The sequence below is a fragment of the Pseudomonas sp. MD330_10 genome, from assembly GCF_042610415.1.
GTDB lineage: Bacteria > Pseudomonadota > Gammaproteobacteria > Pseudomonadales > Pseudomonadaceae > Aquipseudomonas > Aquipseudomonas rhodesiae.
The window spans coordinates 243,712-261,805 of sequence record NZ_JBHGZU010000002.1; the positions used below are offsets into that span (position 1 = coordinate 243,712).

Consider the following 18,094-nt stretch of genomic DNA (forward strand, 5'->3'; position numbering starts at 1 on the left):
AAACGCTGCGGGGCGGGCTTGCTCGCCCCTACAACAGCGGCGCCACCACCGGTTCCTGTCGCGGCCAGGCATCCAGCACGGCCTTGAACAGCGTGGCCAGGGGTATCGCAAAGAACACTCCCCAGAACCCCCACAACCCACCAAACAACAGCACCGCGCAGATAATCGCCACCGGGTGAAGGTTGACCGCTTCGGAAAACAGCAGCGGCACCAGTACGTTGCCGTCCAGGGTCTGGATGATCCCGTACACCGCCATCAGGTAGATGAATTGATCACTCCAGCCCCACTGGAACAGTGCGATCAATGTCACCGGCACAGTCACCACCACCGCGCCCACATACGGCACCACCACCGACACGCCGACCAGCAATGCCAGCAACGCGGCATAGTTGAGGTCCAAAGCGATGAAGGCGATATAGGTCACCCCGCCACAAATGAAGATCTCGATCACCTTGCCACGGATGTAATTGGCGATCTGTCGGTTCATTTCCTGCGCCACACGGGTAATCAACGCCCGCTCCCGCGGCAGATAGCCACGCACCCAACGACCGATCATTACGCGATCCTTGAGAAAGAAAAACACCAGGATCGGCACCAGTACCAGGTAGATCATGATGTTGACCAGCAACGGCAGACTGGACAGGGAGAACGTCAACGCCCATTGCCCGAATTTCCCAATTTCACCGCGCGCCACTTCGATGGCTTGCAGCACCTGCTCGTCCGATACCAGATGGGGATAACGCTCCGGCAACAGGAGCAACAGCGATTGCCACTTGGCGAGCATCCCCGGTAATTCGTTGAACAGCGTGATCAGCTGATGCCAGAGCAATGGCAACACCACCACGATAAACACCACCAGCAGGCCCATGAACAACGCGAACACCAACCCAACCGCTACCCCGCCGGGTACGCGCAGGCGCTCCAACGTCGTCACCAATCCCTGCATCAGATACGCCAACACCATGCCCGCTAGCACCGGGGCCAGCATGCCACCCAAGGTCAATACCGCCGTAAAGGCGAGGAACAACAAGACCGCCAGCACCACCGCTTCTTCATCGGAGAAGTAGCGCTGAATCCAGTCACGTAACACTTTGAACATCAATCAACCTCGGGCTGTGGGAACAAACGGTTCAGGCCTTGCGCAACCAGTAACGGTACACACCGGCAGCGTCTTCTTCGTGCAACAGGGTGTGCCCGGCCAGTTTGGCAAATGTGCGGAAATCGCGCTGGGAGCCTGCATCGGTGGCAATCACTTTGAGTACCGCACCGCTAGCTAATCGATTGAGCTCCAACTTGGCCTTGAGCAAGGGCAACGGGCAATTGAGCCCGCTCGCATCGAGTTCAGCATCAAAGGCGACGGTGTCGGTCATGGGTTTACTCCGGGTCAAGCGTTCGGGGTGCTTAGAATATCTGGTCCGAAGCTCAGTGTCCGGCTACAGTAAGCTCTTTGTCGAAAGGCCCTGTGCATGAATTTTTTGCGCCCTACCCTGCTGACGCTGGCTTGCCTGCTGGCCTCCCCAGGCTTCGCCGATGACCTGCCGTCGCTGGGCGACGCCAGTTCTGCCATTGTCTCGCCGCAGCAGGAGTACCAACTGGGCCGCGCTTGGCTGGCGTACTTGCGGGGCCAGGTGTCGCAACTCAACGACCCGCAACTCAAGGATTATGTCGAGACCAGCGTTTACAAACTGGTGGAGACCAGCCAGGTCAACGACCGACGTCTGGAGTTCATCCTGATCAACAGCCCACAACTGAACGCATTTGCCGCACCAGGCGGAATTGTCGGGGTCAACGGTGGACTGTTCCTCAATGCCCAGACCGAAGGGGAATACGCCTCGGTGTTAGCCCACGAATTGGCTCACTTGTCCCAGCGCCACTTCGCACGAGGCGTTGAAGCCCAACAGCGCATGCAAGTGCCGATGATGGCTGCGCTGCTGGGTGGCATCATTGCGGCGGCAGCGGGCGCAGGCGATGCTGGCATTGCCGCGATTGCCGGCACCCAGGCCGCCGCGATCCAGGAGCAGCGCCGTTTCTCCCGGCAAAACGAACAAGAGGCGGACCGCATCGGCATCGTCAACCTCGAAAAAGCTGGTTACGACCCGCGCTCCATGCCGACCATGTTCGAGCGTTTGATGCGCCAGTACCGCTTCGATGCCAAACCGCCGGAATTCCTGCTGACCCACCCTGTGACAGAGTCTCGGATCGCCGACACCCGTAACCGGGCCGAACAGGCTAAGCCAGGCGGCAAGGAAGACAGCCTGCGCTACCAATTGATACGTGCGCGAGTGCAATTGAGATACGAAGACACCCCTGGCCTCGCCGCCAAACGCTTCCAAGCGCAACTCGACGAAAACCCGAAAAACGACGTGGCGCGCTACGGCCTGGCCATCGCCCAGATCAAAGGCACGCAACTCAAGGAAGCCCGGGAGAACCTGGCGCCGCTGCTGGCCAAGGCGCCCAACGACATCACCTACAATCTGGCGCAGATCGAACTGGACATCATCAACAACCGCCTGCCCGACGCCCAGCAACGCACCGACAGGATGTTGACCCAGTACCCCAGCAACTACCCGTTGAATCAGGTTCGGGTTGACCTGCTGCTCAAGCAGAATCGCACCGCCGATGCGGAAAAGGCGCTGGATGGGCTGCTCAAATCGCGCCCGGATGATCCAGATGTGTGGTATCAGGTCGCCGAAACACGTGGCTTGTCCGGCAACATCATCGGCCTGCACCAGGCCCGTGCCGAATACTTTGCGCTGGTGGGCGACTTCCAGCAGGCCATCCAGCAACTGGACTTTGCCAAGCGAAGGGCCGGAAACAACTTTCCACTGTCATCACGTATCGATGCACGCCAGCGTGAGTTGATCGAGCAGGAACGCTTGGTCAAAGGCATGATGAGCTAAACCATCCCCCACAAAAAAGCCCCGCCTTCGTCAAACGAACGCGGGGCTTTTTATTGAGCTGGCAGGTTACTCGGCCAGTTTAAAGGTGATGAAACTGGCGCGGCCCTGGCGCAGTACGCGCATCGACACCGAACGATTCTTCGGCAATGCTTTGGCGATATCAGTGAATTGCTTGGTGCTGTCGATCGCCTGATTGTTCAGGTGAGTGATCACATCGCCCGGCTGCAGGCCGATCAACGCAGCAGGTCCATCCTGCACTTCTTTAATTACTACACCGCTCTTGAGGTCGAAGGCTTTTTTCTGCTCGTCCGTCAGTTCGGCTACGGCAATCCCCAGACGGTTGCTGCTGCGCTCGGCGCCTGGCTTGGTGTTGCCCAGGGCATCGAGGGTGGCGCCTTCTTCAGGAATCGCACCGACAGTTAGCTCAACGTTCTGGCGCTTGCCGCCACGAATCACTTCCAACTTGGCTTTGCTGCCGGCCTTGAGTGCGCCCACCAAATGGGGCAGATCGGCGGACATTACGATTGGCTGGCCATTCATGCTCAGGATCACGTCACCCACTTGCAGGCCACCCTTGGCCGCCGGGCCATCATCCTGAATCTGTGCGACCAGCGCGCCCGCCGGCTTGTCGAGGCCGAAGGATTCAGCCAAATCCTTGTTCACTTCTTGGATAACTACGCCCAACCAACCACGACTGACCTTGCCGCCGCTTTTCAACTGGTTGGAAACGTCCATGGCCACGTCGATCGGGATAGCGAACGATACGCCCATGAATCCACCGGACCGGGTATAGATCTGCGAGTTGATACCCACCACTTCGCCGGCCAGGTTGAACAGCGGACCGCCGGAGTTGCCCGGGTTGATCGGCACGTCGGTTTGGATGAACGGCACGTAGTTTTCATTTGGCAGGCTACGACCGATGGCGCTAACGATGCCTTGGGTGACCGTGTGGTCAAAGCCAAACGGCGAGCCAATGGCGACTACCCACTGACCGGCCTTCAGATCCTGGGATTTGCCCAGCTTCAGCACAGGCAGGTCCTTGCCGTCGATTTTCAGCAATGCCACATCGGAGCGTGGATCGGTGCCAACCAGTTTGGCCTTGAGCTCACTGCGATCAGCCAAGCGTACGAGAATTTCATCTGCATCGGCAATGACATGGTTATTGGTGAGAATGTAGCCATCCGGCGAAATGATGAAGCCCGAACCCAGAGACTGCGCTTCACGCTGACCACCACCGCCCCCCCGGGGGGCGCGCGGTTGTGGCATCCCACGCTCGAAGAACTCGCGCAACATCGGCGGCAGGCCTTCAAGATCCGGCATCTGCTGGTTCGACACTTTGCGATCTGGCAGCTTCTGCGTGGTACTGATGTTCACCACGGCAGGCGAGGCTTGCTCAACCAGTTGGGTGAAGTCAGGCAACTCAGCCGCTTGCGCGGTCACAGCCTGACCCAGCACCAACACCGTGGCGACTATGGATAGGTAGGATTTCAAACGTGGTATCGACATACAGCTCCCGTTACAACGAGCAAGGTTGAGCGATAGGGTTCAAGAAACGCCGGAAACTGCGTCCGCCGTTTTTGTTCCGCGAACAAAACAAGGCCAGAGCCGACAAACTCTGACCTATAAAAAAGATGGAAGATTTTTGCAAGTGAAAATCCTGATCCAGACATTTCATGCTCTCGGCAGCCAAGCGTGCATGGTTGTAAATTGAAAGATCAGGATGAACATAGAATTAACAACTCACGGCAAAGGCTTAGCGGCTGCCTTTTTTTCACCGCGCACCGACAGCGCAATACGCTCGGCGGTACCGATAGGGATTTCTCCAACAACCGTCACCATCATTTCACCGTCAACCGTATTCAAGCGACGGGAAACCGCGACAGTGGGTCCTAGCTGAGTACGGTTTTCCGTGACACCGCCATCACTGATGGGCTCTAGAAACACCGAAAATCTTGCCAGACCATCTTCATACATCAAACTGTCGATGGTGTTTTTGGTGTGGGCATCCTCGCGCGCGCTGGAATTCGTTAACTGAAACCCCGGCGGTAACCATTCCAAGTGCCACGCATCGGTTGGTGCTATCTCTAACTCGTCGCTGTTTACCGCTGCGACCGGCGTGCAATCCTTGCTCGGTTGCAAGTTACGATCTTCAGGCGAAATCGCCGTATTCAAGCGGGTGAACTGAAAGCGCTCCAATAACTGACCTTGGTCGTTGAGCAACAAGGACTTGAGCGGTAGGGCGGTTTCACGATCCAGATGCAGTTCAAATCCATAACGGTATTGGTCACGAGGAGTGATAGACACAATCACAGCATTTCGGCCAGCAACACGGGATTTCCCTATCACCGCCAGATCATAGAATTGATTGAGTTTCTGCGGATCGAGCACACGGGAAGAGGCGTCTCGAGAATTGCCAAGCCCGGCGACTAACGCGCCGCTTACGCATTGTGTGCGGCCGTCCACTCTCACAACTTCCTGAGCAGAGCCATCAAGCTGCAAAAGCCGCTCATGGACTTGCCCATTCTGGACACGGTGCCAGATGTCATGGGTGGAAAAGCTGCCGTTACGTTCGTAGACGAACGTACCTTCGAAACTTTGCTGTTGCTCTGCGCGCCCAAGTCGACTCAGCCAGTCTTGGGCTTCATCGGCATGGGCGGGAAGTACAAACCAACCACTGAGCAAAAGCGTAAGGAGCGGTATGGCACGCATAGAGCTCCTTAGCGGTTCAACGATTTTCCAGACTAGCGGCGCGAGCGTATGGCAGAGCGCTTTCAGTGCCTTTCAGGGCAGATTCCTGTGCATGTTGACGCAGGTATCCTGGGAGACGCTGATCCTGCCAACCGGATTGCCCCTGCAATACACCGTTGGCCATAGGGCCGGTGGCGTCGGAGCTTTCCTTATAGCCTGCGAGCACTGCCGGACCTTTGACTTGCGGGCCAGCCATGACCGGTTGCTGAGTCTGCTGGGCCAATTCGGCACCGGCAATTTCGTCCTGATTGTAAAGACGAACACCCGCCAACACGGCGACAGTCACCGAGGCAGCAACTGCAAGGCGACCCAGGCTACGCCATGGACCACGGGCAGCTTTTGCCGGAACGGCTTCATCAGCCAACGCGGCAGAAACGGCCGCAGCAATATCCAGACGAGGGATTAGAAGATCCTTGTGCATCACCGCCCGAGCGACTTGGTAACGAGACCAGGTATCACGGGTTTCGGCGTCATCGAATGCGTTGAGCACTCGACGAAGTTCCAGTTCATCCGCTTCGTTATCCATCACTGCGGACAGCGATTCCTGCAGGGCATCACGACTCATGGCGGTTCCTCTCTTGGCTGTCGCCGCTGTCTTTAGTTTTCCTGCAACAACGGTTGCAAGGCTTTGTCGATGGCTTCCCGGGCCCGGAAAATCCGTGACCTTACAGTCCCCACCGGACATTGCATGACGCTCGCAATGTCTTCATAACTCAGACCATCGAATTCACGTAAAGTTAACGCCGTACGCAAATCTTCTGGCAATTGCTGAATTGTGCGATGAACGGTTCCTTCGATCTCGTCGCGCAGCAATGCACGCTCCGGCGACTCGAGATCTTTGAGGCCGTGATCACCATCGTAAAATTCTGCATCTTCTGAACTAACATCACTATCTGGTGGGCGGCGTCCGCGAGACACCAGATAGTTCTTCGCCGTGTTGATGGCGATGCGATACAGCCACGTATAAAACGCACTGTCACCGCGAAAATTACCGAGTGCACGGTACGCCTTGATAAAGGCTTCCTGTGCAACGTCCTGCGCTTCGTGGGTGTCGTGCACAAATCGCACGATCAACCCGAGAATTTTGTGCTGGTATTTCAGCACTAGCAGATCAAATGCGCGCTTGTCGCCGCGTTGTACGCGCTCGACCAGCTGCTGATCCTCTTCCTGGGTTAGCATGAACACTCCTCGTTGTACTTGAAGGAGGCTTGCATAACTAAACGATCAGGCTTGCAAACATAGACTCGGACTTTTCGCAAAAGTTCTCCCCCTCCAAGCAAGTTTCCGGCATGCACTGATTTGGCACACACGAAAAACGCAGCGCGGGCAACGCCGGCTGCGCGAATAATCTTGTCGTCGGTTTCCTGACGCGTCCAATGCTCCCGACGGGCCAATAAACTCAACGTTTTCCCAGCTTTCGGGCAACCTGCTATTGAGTCGGGGCTTATGCAAAAAGTTCCCAATTCAATAACCGACGGATTATACCCAAGCCGCGCACCGTAATCTCACATTGCCACGAATGCCTGGCTATTGTGCCGCTCCCCCCCTCTATATACTAGTGGGCCGTGTGACCCTTTGATTCGCCGATCCAGGCGTCCCGTCAGCGCCACTAGCCCTTGGATCGCTTTTTGCGGAATCCTTCAAATGAGCCAACAGTTTCAACACGATGTTCTGGTGATTGGCAGCGGCGCAGCCGGATTAAGTCTTGCCCTGACCCTCCCCAGCCACCTGCGCATCGCCGTACTGAGCAAGGGCGACCTGGCCAATGGCTCGACATTCTGGGCTCAAGGCGGTGTTGCCGCCGTGCTGGATGACACCGATACGGTGCAGTCCCATGTCGAAGACACCCTCAACGCCGGTGGCGGGCTGTGTAATGAAGAAGCGGTGCGTTTCACCGTTGAGCACAGCCGCGAAGCGATCCAATGGCTGATCGATCAAGGCGTACCCTTCACCCGTGACGAACACGCCAGCGCCGACGACGGCGGTTTCGAGTTCCATCTGACCCGTGAAGGCGGCCACAGCCATCGCCGCATCATCCATGCCGCCGATGCCACCGGCGCGGCTATTTTCAGAACATTGCTGGATCAGGCCCGTCAACGCCCCAACATTGAACTGCTGGAGCAACGCGTCGCCGTCGATCTGATCACCGAAAAGCGCCTGGGCCTGGAAGGCGAGCGCTGCCTCGGCGCCTACGTTCTAAACCGCAGCAGCGGCGAGGTCGATACCTACGGCGCGCGCTTCACCATTCTTGCGTCGGGCGGCGCGGCAAAGGTCTATCTCTATACCAGCAATCCTGACGGTGCCTGCGGCGACGGCATCGCCATGGCCTGGCGCTCGGGGTGCCGAGTGGCCAACCTGGAGTTCAATCAGTTCCACCCCACCTGCCTGTATCACCCGCAGGCCAAGAGCTTCCTGATCACCGAAGCGCTGCGCGGCGAAGGCGCGCACTTGAAACTGCCGAACGGCGAACGCTTCATGCAACGCTTCGACCCCCGCGCCGAACTGGCCCCGCGCGATATCGTCGCCCGCGCCATCGACCATGAAATGAAGCGCCTGGGCATCGACTGCGTCTACTTGGACATCAGCCATCAACCCGAGGCATTCATCAAGACGCACTTCCCCACCGTCTACGAGCGCTGCCTAGCCTTCAATATCGATATCACCAAAGGCCCGATCCCCGTCGTACCGGCCGCGCACTACACCTGCGGCGGCGTGATGGTTGACCAGCATGGCCGCACCGATGTGCCCGGCCTTTATGCCATTGGTGAAACCAGCTTCACCGGCCTGCATGGTGCCAATCGCATGGCTAGCAACTCGCTGCTTGAGTGCTTCGTGTATGCCCGCTCAGCGGCGATGGATATCCTTGAGCAACTGCCGCGAATTCCGGTGCCGGCCGCCCTGCCCCGCTGGGACGCCAGCCAAGTCACCGACTCGGACGAGGACGTGATCATCGCCCACAACTGGGATGAGCTGCGGCGCTTCATGTGGGACTACGTGGGCATCGTGCGCACCAACAAGCGCCTGCAACGGGCACAACATCGGGTGCGGTTGCTACTGGATGAAATCGACGAGTTCTACAGCAACTATAAAGTCAGCCGTGACCTGATCGAGCTGCGCAACTTGGCTCAGGTGGCCGAGCTGATGATCCGCTCGGCCATGGAACGCAAGGAAAGCCGAGGCCTGCATTACACCCTCGACTACCCGCAGATGCTCCCCGAAGCCCGCGACACTATCCTGGTGCCAGCCACCTACGCCGGCTGAACTTCAAGCGTACCCGCAGGCGCCGGTGTGTATCCGCCGCCTGCGCGTCCTTGGGCACACAGATCGAACGCGCCCACCACTGCCCCTTGACCCGATATCGCAGCACCACGATCAGGGGCAACGCCAAGCTATCCGGGAGCAACTGCACGGCGTGCCAGCCACGCTGCTCACTGAATAATTGCCAGCCGTCTTCATCGCGTCGCAGGCCTCGAATCGACGAACGGTGTGACAACAGAATGTGTCGCGGCAACACCCAGGCGGCATGCCCCAGACACAGCACTATCGCCAGAGTTGAGAAAGCGAGATCAATCAATGCCAACGCACCCAACGCGAACAGTTGGGCGAAAAGATACGCCACCAGCAGCCGCCGTGACGGCTGCCAACGGCATTCGAAGCGATTACTTAGGCTGGACACGGTCCAGAATCATCCGAACCATACGCTGCAGTTCCGGATCATCCGACTCGGCGCGCTCCATGAACCAGCCGAACATATCCTGGTCTTCGCACTCCAGCAGACGCACATACACCTTGCGGTCCACTTCATTAAGGGTGGAATAAACCTCTTTGACGAAAGGCACCAGCAATACATCCAGCTCAAGCATGCCGCGACGGCTGTGCCAGTAGAGGCGATTGAGTTCTACATCTTCGACCATGGAGCGCTCCTCAAATAGAGCGCAAGTATACAGGCCCGACAGCAGTGGAACAGTCGGCTTTGGTCGCCCCTACGGAAACTATCCATTTGCCGGGCGCCCCTCTATGATGCACCCATGACTTTTTGACCTGCGATGAACCATGGCTGATTCTGCTTTCTTCTGCCCCCTGATCCACGAAGGTGTCCTCGCCGTCCGCGGCGCCGATGCTGCTAAATTCCTGCAAGGCCAATTGACCTGCAACCTCAATTACCTGAGTGATACCCAGGCCAGCCTGGGCGCGCGCTGCACTCAAAAAGGGCGCATGCAGTCGAGCTTTCGCATCTTGTTGCAAGGTGACGGCGTGTTGCTGGCCATGGCCAGCGAGCTACTGGAGCCGCAACTGGCCGACCTGAAAAAATACGCGGTGTTCTCCAAGTCCAAGCTGACCGACGAAAGTGCCGCCTGGTCCCGTTTCGGTCTGGTGAATGCGGATTCGGCCCTGGCCAACCTCGGGCTTGAGCTGCCGGCCGAGACCGATAGCGTAGCCCGCAACGAGCACTTGATCGCGATTCGGGTCTCACCCGACCGCAGCGAACTCTGGGTACCCTCGGATCGAGCCGACGCCGTCAAAGCCCAATTGAGTGAAACCCTTGATCAAGCTGATTTGAATGAATGGCTGCTGGGCCAGATTCGCGCCGGTATCGGCCAAGTCATGCCGCAAACTCGTGAACTGTTCATCCCGCAAATGCTCAACCTGCAAGCCGTGGGCGGTGTGAGTTTCAAAAAAGGCTGCTACACCGGCCAGGAAATCGTCGCGCGTATGCAATACCTGGGCAAACTCAAGCGCCGCTTGTACCGCTTAAGCCTTGATTCGGCGCAAATGCCCGAGCCAGGCACTCCTCTGTTTTCGCCGAGCCACAGCAGCTCGATCGGTGAAGTGGTGATCGCAGCAAAAGCTGACCAGGTCATTGAACTTCTGGCCGTATTGCAAGCCGAAGCTGCCGATAGTGGCGATGTGCATTTAGGCACGCTTGAAGGCCCAGGTCTGCGACTGCTTGACTTGCCTTATACCCTCGACCGTGATCGAGAGATCCAACGCTAGTCGTCATACTTTTTTGCAACACCCTAGAGATCATGAATGAACAAGCTGGCGGAAAAAGTCCAACAGGCTTTGGTCAAGGCTATCGATAACGATGACCTGGTTCTGCCGACATTACCGGAAGTGGCCCTTAAGATTCGTCAGGCTGCCGAAGACCCGGAAATCAGCATCAGCCATTTGAGCAAAGTGATCGGTCGCGATACCGCCCTGTCCGCACGCCTGATCAAAGTGGTGAACAGCCCGCTGCTGCGCGCCACTCAGGAAGTCACCGACCTGCACACCGCCATCACGCGGCTGGGCACCAATTACAGCAGCAACCTGGCGATTGGCCTGGTGATGGAGCAGATCTTTCACGCCCGCTCCGAAGTCGTCGAACAGAAAATGCGCGATGTCTGGCGCCGCAGCCTGGAAGTGGCGGGCGTGAGCTATGCCTTGTGCCGCAGCCACAGCCAACTCAAGCCGGATCAGGCGGCACTCGGTGGCCTGGTGCACCAGATCGGCGTACTGCCGATCCTCACCTACGCCGAAGACCACTACGAGCTGCTGGCAGACCCGGTTAGCCTCAATCATGTGATCGACAGCATCCATCCTAAGCTGGGCGATAAGTTGCTCAGTGGCTGGGACTTTCCCGAAATGCTGGCAAAACTGCCGGGGCAGTACCTGAACTTCGAGCGTGACTCCGACCGCCTCGACTACATTGATCTCGTGCAAGTCGCCGTGTTGTACTGCCACCGCGGCACCAGTCACCCCCTGGCAAACGTGGTGGTTTCCGAGATCCCTGCCATGAAAAAGCTGCGCGTCGACCCCTACAGCGACAGCCTGCGTGCGGAACTGGATGAAGCGCGGTCGATGTTCTACTGATTCACCCGGCGATAAAACTTACCCGCACTTTCAAACCTGCCCGCTTGCCATCATGCAGACTGATCTGCGCCAGATGCGCCCGGCAGATTTCCCCGACAATCGCCAAGCCCAGGCCCGAGCCCATACCCTGCTGGCTACGCCGATAGAACCGTTCGAACACCCGATCCCGTTCATCCAGCGGGATGCCCGGGCCATCGTCTTCCACCTCCAGCACCGCCGGCGCCATCACCCGTAGGATCACGTTGCCACCAGGCGGCGTGTGCGCCAGGGCATTGTCCACCAGGTTACTCAGCAGTTCGTTCAACAGTGTCGGTTCGCCGCGCAGCCACACCGGCTCGTCGGCTTCCAGCGCCAGGGCCACGCCGCGCGCGTGGGCCAGAGGCGCCATAGCCATGCCCAGTTCGCGGGCCAACTGACTCAGATCCAACAACTGCGCGCCGCCTTCGGCAATCGCCCGGGCGCCGTTCTCGATGCGCGCCAGGGACAGCAACTGATTAGCCAGATGGGTCAGGCGATCAGTGCCTTGAGCCGCGGTTTCCAAGGTGCTGCGCCAGGTCGCCGGGTCTTCGGCGCGCAACCCCAACTCCAGGCGGGCCTTGAGTGCGGCCAGCGGAGTGCGCAGTTCGTGGGACGCATCGGCGATAAACTGCGCCTGGCGCTGGAATTGCCCGCGCAGGCGCTCGGTGAAGTGGTTGAGTGAACTGACCAACGGGCCAAACTCATGCTGCACCTCCACCAATGGCAACGGCCGCAGATCGTCGGGCTGACGCTCCTCCACGGCTTTACGCAAACGGTCCAGCGGGCGGAGCGCGGCGCTCACGGCAAACCACACCAGCAGCAACGCACCGACCGCGAGCATGCCCAGGCGCAGCAGGGTATCGGCCATCAGGCTACGGGCCATGCTGACCCTTGCTTCGTCGGTCTCGGCCACGCGGATTTCCGCCATACCGTTCATGTTCGGCTCGGAAACCGCTTTAAGCAGGCTGACTACGCGCACTTCCTGGCCCTGGTACTTGGCGTTGTAGAAACGCGCCAGGGCCGGGTAATCATCGGTACGCGGTGTGCCGGGAGGTGGACCGGGCAGGTTCTCATAGCCGGAGATCAGCTTCTGATCGATGTCGTTGACCTGGTAGTAAATGCGCCCGGCGCTGTCGTAGGCGAAGGTGTCCAGGGCCACATAGGGCACATTGGCGCTGAGAGTGCCGTCCACCTGGGTCAGGCCGGCCGCGATGGTTCGTGCCGACGCCAGCAGCGTACGGTCGTAGGCGGTATCGGCAGCTTCGCGACCGTTCCAGTAGGCACTCATGCCGCTGGCCAACATCAACAGCACCAGCAACAGCGCCAGGTTCCACAGCAGGCGCCAGCGCAGGCTGCTGGGCTTATGCATCGCGGGCTTCCAGCAGGTAGCCAAGGCCGCGGAACGTCACGATGGCGATCGGTTGCCCATCGAGTTTTTTGCGCAGGCGATGCACGTAGATTTCGATCGCATCGGGGCTGGCCTCCTCGTCCAGGCCAAACACATGGGAGGCCAGTTGCTCTTTGCTCATCACCCGGCCCGGACGCGCGATCAGCGCTTCGAGCACCGCCTGTTCACGGGAGGTCAATGTCAGCAGTTCGCCGCCCAACGTGAAGCGCCGGGTGTCCAAGTCGTACACCAGCACGCCGCAGGTTTGCTGGCGCTCGCCGCCCAGCACGCTGCGACGCAACAGGGCCTTGACCCGTGCTTCCAGTTCCGTCAGTTCAAAAGGCTTGGCCAGGTAATCGTCGGCGCCCAGGTTCAGGCCATGCACACGGTCTTTGACGTCACTTCGCGCGGTCAGCATCAGCACCGGCAGATTTTTCCCCCGGGCTCGCAAACGTGCGAGCACCTCGAAACCATCCATGCGCGGCAGCCCCACATCGAGGATGGCCACTGCGTAGTCCTCGCTGCTCAAGGCCAGGTCGGCGGCGACGCCGTCGTGCAGCACGTCGACGGTCAAACCCGTGCTCTTGAGCGCCTGGGCCACACTGTCGGCGAGTTGCAAATGGTCTTCAACCAGAAGGACACGCATGGTTTTCTGCCTCATTCAGGAGTGGTCGATGCCACGCTTTGGCGGGGAGTTTACAGGCGCCCGGTGCCCTGTGAAGCCCGAAAACATTGAAAGGTGGCTGAAAGGTTAGTGAAAGCTTCGCCCTTTAGCATCCAGCTCACGGTGAGTCTTGCCCACCCAGTTGCCTAATCCGCAGCGCCCGAAAAGCGCCTCGATGCGTTTTCGTAAAAATAAGAACAATACCGGAGTGCACCACGATGCTGTCGACACAGCCCCAGACTTGCCCGCCTGTTCGTATTTCCCGCCCGACCCAGACCGCCCTTGCCGGTTTTATTTCGTCGCTCAGCCAAACCGCCCTTTTCGAAGACTGCGGATCGGATGAAACGCGCCTGCTCGTCAGCTACAGCGTCGCGCTCTGGTAAGTAGTGCCTGGCAGTAGAACCTCATAACAAAAACGACGGAGACACCCATGACCCTTTCATTGCGTAAATTGGCCCTCACCGCCGGCTGCATGTTGTTCGCCGGCCAACTGCTGGCCGCTGACGAGCCCAAGCGCCCGGAATGCATCGCCCCGGCCTCCCCCGGCGGCGGTTTCGACCTGACCTGCAAACTGGCGCAAAGCGCACTGGTCAACGAGAAACTGCTGAGCAAACCGATGCGCGTGACCTACATGCCCGGCGGCGTCGGCGCGGTGGCCTACAACGCCGTGGTCGCACAGCGTCCAGCGGATGCCGGTACGCTGGTGGCCTGGTCCAGCGGTTCGCTGCTGAACCTGGCGCAAGGCAAGTTCGGGCGTTTCGATGAAAGCGCCGTACGTTGGCTGGCCGCGGTCGGCACCAGTTACGGCGCCATCGCGGTAAAAAGCGATTCGCCCTACAAGACCCTCGATGATTTGGTCAAAGCCCTGAAGAAAGATCCGGGCAGCGTGGTGATCGGTTCCGGCGGCACCGTCGGTAGCCAGGACTGGATGCAAACCGCCCTGATCGCCAAAGCCGCCGGGATCAACCCGCGCGAGCTGCGCTATGTGGCCCTCGAAGGCGGCGGTGAAATCGCCACGGCCCTGCTTGGTGGTCATATTCAAGTGGGCAGTACCGACATCTCCGACTCCATGCCGCACATCCTCAGCGGCGACATGCGTCTGCTGGCGGTGTTCTCCGAGCAGCGCCTGAACGAGCCGGAAATGAAGGATATCCCGACCGCCAAAGAGCAAGGCTACGACATCGTGTGGCCAGTGGTGCGCGGCTTCTACCTCGGGCCAAAAGTCAGCGATGCCGAGTACGCCTGGTGGAAAGACGCGTTCGACAAACTGCTGGCCTCCGAAGAGTTCGCCAAGCTGCGTGACCAGCGCGAGCTGTTCCCGTTCGCCATGACCGGCCCGGAGCTGGACACCTATGTGAAGAAACAGGTGGCTGACTACAAAGTGCTGGCCAAAGAGTTCGGCCTGATCCAGTAATCGCCCCCTCTGTCGCGCGGCCATGCCTGGTAAACCCCAGGCATGGCCCAGGAGTTCAACATGCTCTTACAACGCATATTCGCGGCCGCGCTGCTGCTGGCCTGTGCCGGTCTGGCGCTGATGGCCTGGCCCTATCAGGCGTCGTTTTCCTACGAGCCGGTAGGGCCCCGCGCCTACCCGCTGCTGATCCTCGGGCTGATGAGCCTGGCGCTGATCTACATGCTGATTCGCCCGCAGGCCACCAAGCACACCGAAGAAGAACCGGCGCTGGATCGCGAAACCCTGATCAAGATCAGCCTCTGCGTGGTGCTGCTGATTGTGTTCGCCGCCACCTTCGAACCGCTGGGCTTCATCCTCAGCAGCATGCTGATCGGCATCCCGATGGCGCGCCTGTACGGCGGCCGCTGGATGCCCAGCGTGGTGATCGTCTCCCTGATGGCCATCGGTTTGTACCTGCTGTTCGATAAGGTCATGGATGTGCCGTTGCCCCTTGGCCTGCTCGACGTTCTGGAGAACTGATATGGATACTTTTGGCTACTTGGGCCAGGGCTTCGGCGTGGCGCTGTCCCCTTACAACCTGGTGACCGCGCTGTGCGGCACGTTGATCGGCACCGTGGTCGGCCTGCTGCCGGGCCTGGGCCCGATCAACGGCGTGGCGCTGTTGATCCCCATCGCGTTCGCCCTGGGCCTGCCGCCGGAATCGGCGCTGATCCTGCTGGCGGCGGTGTACCTGGGCTGCGAATACGGCGGCCGGATCAGTTCGATCCTGCTTAACATCCCGGGCGAAGCTTCCACCGTAATGACCACCCTCGACGGCTACCCGATGGCCCGCAAAGGCCTGGCCGGTGTGGCGCTGTCTTTGTCGGCGTGGAGTTCGTTCATCGGTGCGTTCATCGCCACCTGCGGCATGGTGCTGTTTGCGCCGCTGCTGGCCAAATGGGCGATTGCCTTCGGCCCGGCGGAATATTTCGTACTGATGGTGTTCGCGATTGTCTGCCTGGGCGGCATGGCCGGTGACAAGCCGTTGAAGACCTTCGTCGCGGCGTTGATCGGCCTGTTCCTGTCGGCAGTCGGCATCGATGCCAACAGCGGCGTTTACCGTTTTACCGGCGACAATATCCACCTCACCGACGGCATCCAATTCGTTGTTCTGGTGCTAGGCCTGTTCTCCATCAGCGAGATCCTGTTGCTGCTGGAAAAAACCCACCGTGGCCAGGAAGCGGTCAAGGCCACCGGGCGCATGATGTTCAACGTCAAGGAAGCGGCGTCGGTATTCGTGGTGAATATCCGTTGCGGCCTGCTGGGCTTCATCATGGGTGTGTTGCCGGGCGCCGGTGCAACGCTGGCCTCGGCCGTGGCCTACATGACCGAGAAACGCATGGCTGGTGCCAGCGGCAAGTTCGGCCAGGGCGACATGCGCGGCCTCGCCGCCCCGGAAACCGCGATCGGCGCATCCGCCTGCGGCGCTCTGGTGCCGATGCTGACCCTGGGCGTACCTGGCTCGGGCACCACCGCAGTGATGATCGGCGCCCTGTCGCTGTACAACATCACCCCCGGCCCGCTGCTGTTCCAACAGCAACCGGACATTGTCTGGGGCCTGATCGCTTCGTTGTTTATCGCCAACATCATGCTGGTGATCCTCAACATCCCGATGATCCGGATCTTCACGCGCATCCTCGCGGTGCCGAACTGGGCGCTGGTGCCGGTGATCGCCATCATCACCGCGATCGGTGTGTACGCGGTGCATGCCACCACTTTCGACCTGTTCCTGATGGTCGGGATCGGCATCTTCGGTTACATCCTGCGCAAGCTGGACTTCCCGCTGTCGCCGGTGCTGTTGGGCTTTATCCTCGGCGGCCTGATGGAGCAGAACCTGCGCCGTGCGCTATCGATCTCCAACGGTGCGCTGGAGATTCTGTGGTCGAGCCCGATCACCTTTGGCGTCTGGGTACTGACCGCGATCATGCTGTTCGTGCCGCTGCTGCGGATCTGGCGCAAACGCGCCCAACAGCGCCGCGCTGTGGCCAATGTCTGAGGTCACCCTTAAACATTGGTGGGGAACACCGCTGGTCGGCCTGGCCGGCGGTTACCTGGCCAGCCTGATCGGCTGGCCATTGCCGTACATGGTCGGCTCGTTGCTGGCGATCATTCTGGTGCGTTGCCTCACGCCCTGGCAGTTGGCGGAGATTCCCGGCGGACGTAAATGCGGCCAATGGGTGGTGGGGATCGGCATCGGCCTGCACTTCACCCCAGTGGTGATTGAGCAGGTGATGAGCCACTTCGGCCTGATCTTCTTCGGCGCGCTGGTCACCAGCCTGTCGAGCGTGGTGGGCGTGTGGCTGATGCGCCGTAGCGGTGAAGACCGCGCCACCGCGTTTTTCTCCAGCATGCCGGGCGGGTCCGGTGAGATGGTCAACCTCGGCGCACGCAACGGCGCGGTGCTCAGCCGTGTCGCGGCGGGGCAGAGCCTGCGCGTGCTGGCGGTGGTGCTGTGCGTACCGGCGATCTTCAAGTATGTGCTGGGGGGCGGCGCGCCGCAGTTTCATCCGGCACCGGTGAGTTGGGCGTGGCTGGCGTTGCTGTTTCCGCTGGGGGCTCTGGTGGCCTGGGGTTGGCAGCGCCTGCGTCAGCCAAACCCATGGTTGTTCGGCCCGTTATTGGTCAGTGCGACCGCCAGCGTTGTCTGGGATTTGCATATCGGCCTGCCCGACGGCGGCAGCCAAATCGGCCAATGGCTGATCGGCAGTGGACTGGGTTGCCATTTCAACCGCCAGTTCTTCCGCCGCGCGCCGTCGTTCATGGCTCGTACTTTAGTCGGCACCGCTCTGACCATGGCGCTGGCGACCTTGGCCGCCGTGGGCCTGAGCGCCCTCACCCACTTGGACCTGCGCTCGCTGACCCTGGGCATGATGCCGGGTGGCATTGCCGAGATGAGTCTTACGGCCGAAACCCTGCAACTGTCAGTGCCGCTGGTGACGGCGATGCAGGTGATGCGTTTATTGTTTGTGCTGTTTTTGGCGGAACCCTTGTTCCGACGATGGAATCGCCAGCCGTAGCGGGCTTCCCACGCAGGACCGTACCGTCTGTCGCAACTGTCATTTCTCACAGTT

18 protein-coding genes are annotated in these 18,094 nt (G+C 59.8%); 8 read left to right on the plus strand and 10 right to left on the minus strand.

The features are described from left to right. Positions 1-28 precede the first annotated feature (28 nt). The gene (locus ACFZPT_RS04235; RefSeq protein ID WP_034112398.1) at positions 29-1,099 is read right to left on the minus strand and encodes an AI-2E family transporter; all 1,071 of its coding nucleotides are present in this window, start codon (positions 1,097-1,099) and stop codon (positions 29-31) included. A 31-nt stretch (positions 1,100-1,130) separates the two neighbouring features. Continuing rightward, the gene (locus ACFZPT_RS04240; protein ID WP_034096397.1) at positions 1,131-1,370 is read right to left on the minus strand and encodes a sulfurtransferase TusA family protein; all 240 of its coding nucleotides are present in this window, start codon (positions 1,368-1,370) and stop codon (positions 1,131-1,133) included. Between the two features lie 96 nt (positions 1,371-1,466). On the opposite strand from ACFZPT_RS04240, the gene ACFZPT_RS04245 reads away from it, so the two are divergent. After that, a complete protein-coding gene (locus tag ACFZPT_RS04245) occupies positions 1,467-2,900 on the plus strand; it encodes a M48 family metalloprotease (protein ID WP_034096396.1) in 1,434 nt (477 codons plus the stop codon). A 66-nt stretch (positions 2,901-2,966) separates the two neighbouring features. Here the strand turns inward: ACFZPT_RS04245 and ACFZPT_RS04250 are convergent, their stop codons facing one another. The 4 genes from ACFZPT_RS04250 to rpoE form a co-directional block, all read right to left on the minus strand. Beyond that, complete coding sequence (locus tag ACFZPT_RS04250; RefSeq protein ID WP_034096395.1) at positions 2,967-4,406, minus strand: DegQ family serine endoprotease; 1,440 nt, start codon at positions 4,404-4,406, stop codon at positions 2,967-2,969. 234 nt (positions 4,407-4,640) lie between these two features. After that, positions 4,641-5,609 carry a MucB/RseB C-terminal domain-containing protein gene (locus ACFZPT_RS04255; protein ID WP_099312616.1) on the minus strand — a complete coding sequence of 323 codons (969 nt, stop codon included), beginning with the start codon at positions 5,607-5,609 and terminating at the stop codon, positions 4,641-4,643. 16 nt (positions 5,610-5,625) lie between these two features. Then, positions 5,626-6,213: a sigma-E factor negative regulatory protein gene (locus tag ACFZPT_RS04260; RefSeq protein ID WP_034096393.1), complete on the minus strand. Its 588-nt coding sequence runs from the start codon at positions 6,211-6,213 to the stop codon at positions 5,626-5,628. Between the two features lie 32 nt (positions 6,214-6,245). After that, the gene (rpoE, locus tag ACFZPT_RS04265; RefSeq protein ID WP_003172477.1) at positions 6,246-6,827 is read right to left on the minus strand and encodes an RNA polymerase sigma factor RpoE; all 582 of its coding nucleotides are present in this window, start codon (positions 6,825-6,827) and stop codon (positions 6,246-6,248) included. A 465-nt stretch (positions 6,828-7,292) separates the two neighbouring features. Here rpoE and nadB point away from each other — a divergent pair, with 465 nt between their 5' ends. After that, positions 7,293-8,909, plus strand: coding sequence for an L-aspartate oxidase (nadB, locus tag ACFZPT_RS04270; protein WP_099312618.1), 1,617 nt, complete (start codon positions 7,293-7,295; stop codon positions 8,907-8,909). Here nadB and ACFZPT_RS04275 read toward each other — a convergent pair. Continuing rightward, entirely contained in the window at positions 8,878-9,324 is a 447-nt protein-coding gene (locus ACFZPT_RS04275; protein ID WP_082036797.1) for a protein YgfX, read from the minus strand. The genes nadB and ACFZPT_RS04275 overlap by 32 nt on opposite strands. Next, positions 9,308-9,562, minus strand: coding sequence for a succinate dehydrogenase assembly factor 2 (locus ACFZPT_RS04280; RefSeq protein WP_034096390.1), 255 nt, complete (start codon positions 9,560-9,562; stop codon positions 9,308-9,310). The genes ACFZPT_RS04275 and ACFZPT_RS04280 overlap by 17 nt, the downstream gene beginning before the upstream one ends. A 139-nt stretch (positions 9,563-9,701) precedes the next feature. Between ACFZPT_RS04280 and ACFZPT_RS04285 the strand changes: the two genes are divergently transcribed. Continuing rightward, positions 9,702-10,643 (plus strand): folate-binding protein YgfZ, encoded by a 942-nt coding sequence (locus tag ACFZPT_RS04285; RefSeq protein WP_040267582.1) that lies wholly within the window; start codon positions 9,702-9,704, stop codon positions 10,641-10,643. A gap of 36 nt (positions 10,644-10,679) precedes the next feature. Next, complete coding sequence (locus ACFZPT_RS04290) at positions 10,680-11,501, plus strand: HDOD domain-containing protein (RefSeq protein ID WP_034096388.1); 822 nt, start codon at positions 10,680-10,682, stop codon at positions 11,499-11,501. Position 11,502: 1 nt separating this feature from the next. On the opposite strand, the gene ACFZPT_RS04295 is transcribed toward ACFZPT_RS04290, so the two are convergent. Both ACFZPT_RS04295 and ACFZPT_RS04300 read right to left on the minus strand, forming a co-directional pair. Next, complete coding sequence (locus ACFZPT_RS04295) at positions 11,503-12,888, minus strand: sensor histidine kinase (RefSeq protein ID WP_034096387.1); 1,386 nt, start codon at positions 12,886-12,888, stop codon at positions 11,503-11,505. Continuing rightward, a complete protein-coding gene (locus tag ACFZPT_RS04300) occupies positions 12,881-13,552 on the minus strand; it encodes a response regulator (RefSeq protein ID WP_034096386.1) in 672 nt (223 codons plus the stop codon). Before ACFZPT_RS04300 ends, ACFZPT_RS04295 begins: the two co-directional genes overlap by 8 nt. A 448-nt stretch (positions 13,553-14,000) precedes the next feature. Between ACFZPT_RS04300 and ACFZPT_RS04305 the strand changes: the two genes are divergently transcribed. Genes ACFZPT_RS04305 through ACFZPT_RS04320 form a run of 4 tightly spaced genes read left to right on the plus strand, consistent with a single transcriptional unit; the run spans position 14,001 to position 18,040 of the window. Then, complete coding sequence (locus tag ACFZPT_RS04305; RefSeq protein WP_034096385.1) at positions 14,001-14,984, plus strand: tripartite tricarboxylate transporter substrate binding protein; 984 nt, start codon at positions 14,001-14,003, stop codon at positions 14,982-14,984. Positions 14,985-15,044: 60 nt separating this feature from the next. Continuing rightward, positions 15,045-15,503 carry a tripartite tricarboxylate transporter TctB family protein gene (locus ACFZPT_RS04310; protein WP_034096384.1) on the plus strand — a complete coding sequence of 153 codons (459 nt, stop codon included), beginning with the start codon at positions 15,045-15,047 and terminating at the stop codon, positions 15,501-15,503. Position 15,504: 1 nt separating this feature from the next. Further along, a complete protein-coding gene (locus tag ACFZPT_RS04315) occupies positions 15,505-17,019 on the plus strand; it encodes a tripartite tricarboxylate transporter permease (RefSeq protein ID WP_034096383.1) in 1,515 nt (504 codons plus the stop codon). Continuing rightward, the gene (locus ACFZPT_RS04320) at positions 17,012-18,040 is read left to right on the plus strand and encodes an AbrB family transcriptional regulator (RefSeq protein WP_034096382.1); all 1,029 of its coding nucleotides are present in this window, start codon (positions 17,012-17,014) and stop codon (positions 18,038-18,040) included. The genes ACFZPT_RS04315 and ACFZPT_RS04320 overlap by 8 nt, the downstream gene beginning before the upstream one ends. Positions 18,041-18,094: the final 54 nt, after the last annotated feature.

Excerpts from the sequence above, each read along its gene's own strand:
- ACFZPT_RS04285 (WP_040267582.1), top strand. The coding sequence starts at position 9,702 with ATGGCTGATTCTGCTTTCTTCTGCCCCCTGATCCACGAAGGTGTCCTC.
- ACFZPT_RS04255 (WP_099312616.1), bottom strand. The coding sequence starts at position 5,609 with ATGCGTGCCATACCGCTCCTTACGCTTTTGCTCAGTGGTTGGTTTGTA.
- ACFZPT_RS04310 (WP_034096384.1), top strand. The coding sequence starts at position 15,045 with ATGCTCTTACAACGCATATTCGCGGCCGCGCTGCTGCTGGCCTGTGCC.
- ACFZPT_RS04260 (WP_034096393.1), bottom strand. The coding sequence starts at position 6,213 with ATGAGTCGTGATGCCCTGCAGGAATCGCTGTCCGCAGTGATGGATAAC.
- ACFZPT_RS04235 (WP_034112398.1), bottom strand. The coding sequence starts at position 1,099 with ATGTTCAAAGTGTTACGTGACTGGATTCAGCGCTACTTCTCCGATGAA.
- ACFZPT_RS04295 (WP_034096387.1), bottom strand. The coding sequence starts at position 12,888 with ATGCATAAGCCCAGCAGCCTGCGCTGGCGCCTGCTGTGGAACCTGGCG.
- ACFZPT_RS04280 (WP_034096390.1), bottom strand. The coding sequence starts at position 9,562 with ATGGTCGAAGATGTAGAACTCAATCGCCTCTACTGGCACAGCCGTCGC.
- ACFZPT_RS04305 (WP_034096385.1), top strand. The coding sequence starts at position 14,001 with ATGACCCTTTCATTGCGTAAATTGGCCCTCACCGCCGGCTGCATGTTG.
- ACFZPT_RS04315 (WP_034096383.1), top strand. The coding sequence starts at position 15,505 with ATGGATACTTTTGGCTACTTGGGCCAGGGCTTCGGCGTGGCGCTGTCC.
- ACFZPT_RS04320 (WP_034096382.1), top strand. The coding sequence starts at position 17,012 with ATGTCTGAGGTCACCCTTAAACATTGGTGGGGAACACCGCTGGTCGGC.
- ACFZPT_RS04300 (WP_034096386.1), bottom strand. The coding sequence starts at position 13,552 with ATGCGTGTCCTTCTGGTTGAAGACCATTTGCAACTCGCCGACAGTGTG.
- ACFZPT_RS04245 (WP_034096396.1), top strand. The coding sequence starts at position 1,467 with ATGAATTTTTTGCGCCCTACCCTGCTGACGCTGGCTTGCCTGCTGGCC.
- rpoE (WP_003172477.1), bottom strand. The coding sequence starts at position 6,827 with ATGCTAACCCAGGAAGAGGATCAGCAGCTGGTCGAGCGCGTACAACGC.
- ACFZPT_RS04290 (WP_034096388.1), top strand. The coding sequence starts at position 10,680 with ATGAACAAGCTGGCGGAAAAAGTCCAACAGGCTTTGGTCAAGGCTATC.
- nadB (WP_099312618.1), top strand. The coding sequence starts at position 7,293 with ATGAGCCAACAGTTTCAACACGATGTTCTGGTGATTGGCAGCGGCGCA.
- ACFZPT_RS04250 (WP_034096395.1), bottom strand. The coding sequence starts at position 4,406 with ATGTCGATACCACGTTTGAAATCCTACCTATCCATAGTCGCCACGGTG.
- ACFZPT_RS04240 (WP_034096397.1), bottom strand. The coding sequence starts at position 1,370 with ATGACCGACACCGTCGCCTTTGATGCTGAACTCGATGCGAGCGGGCTC.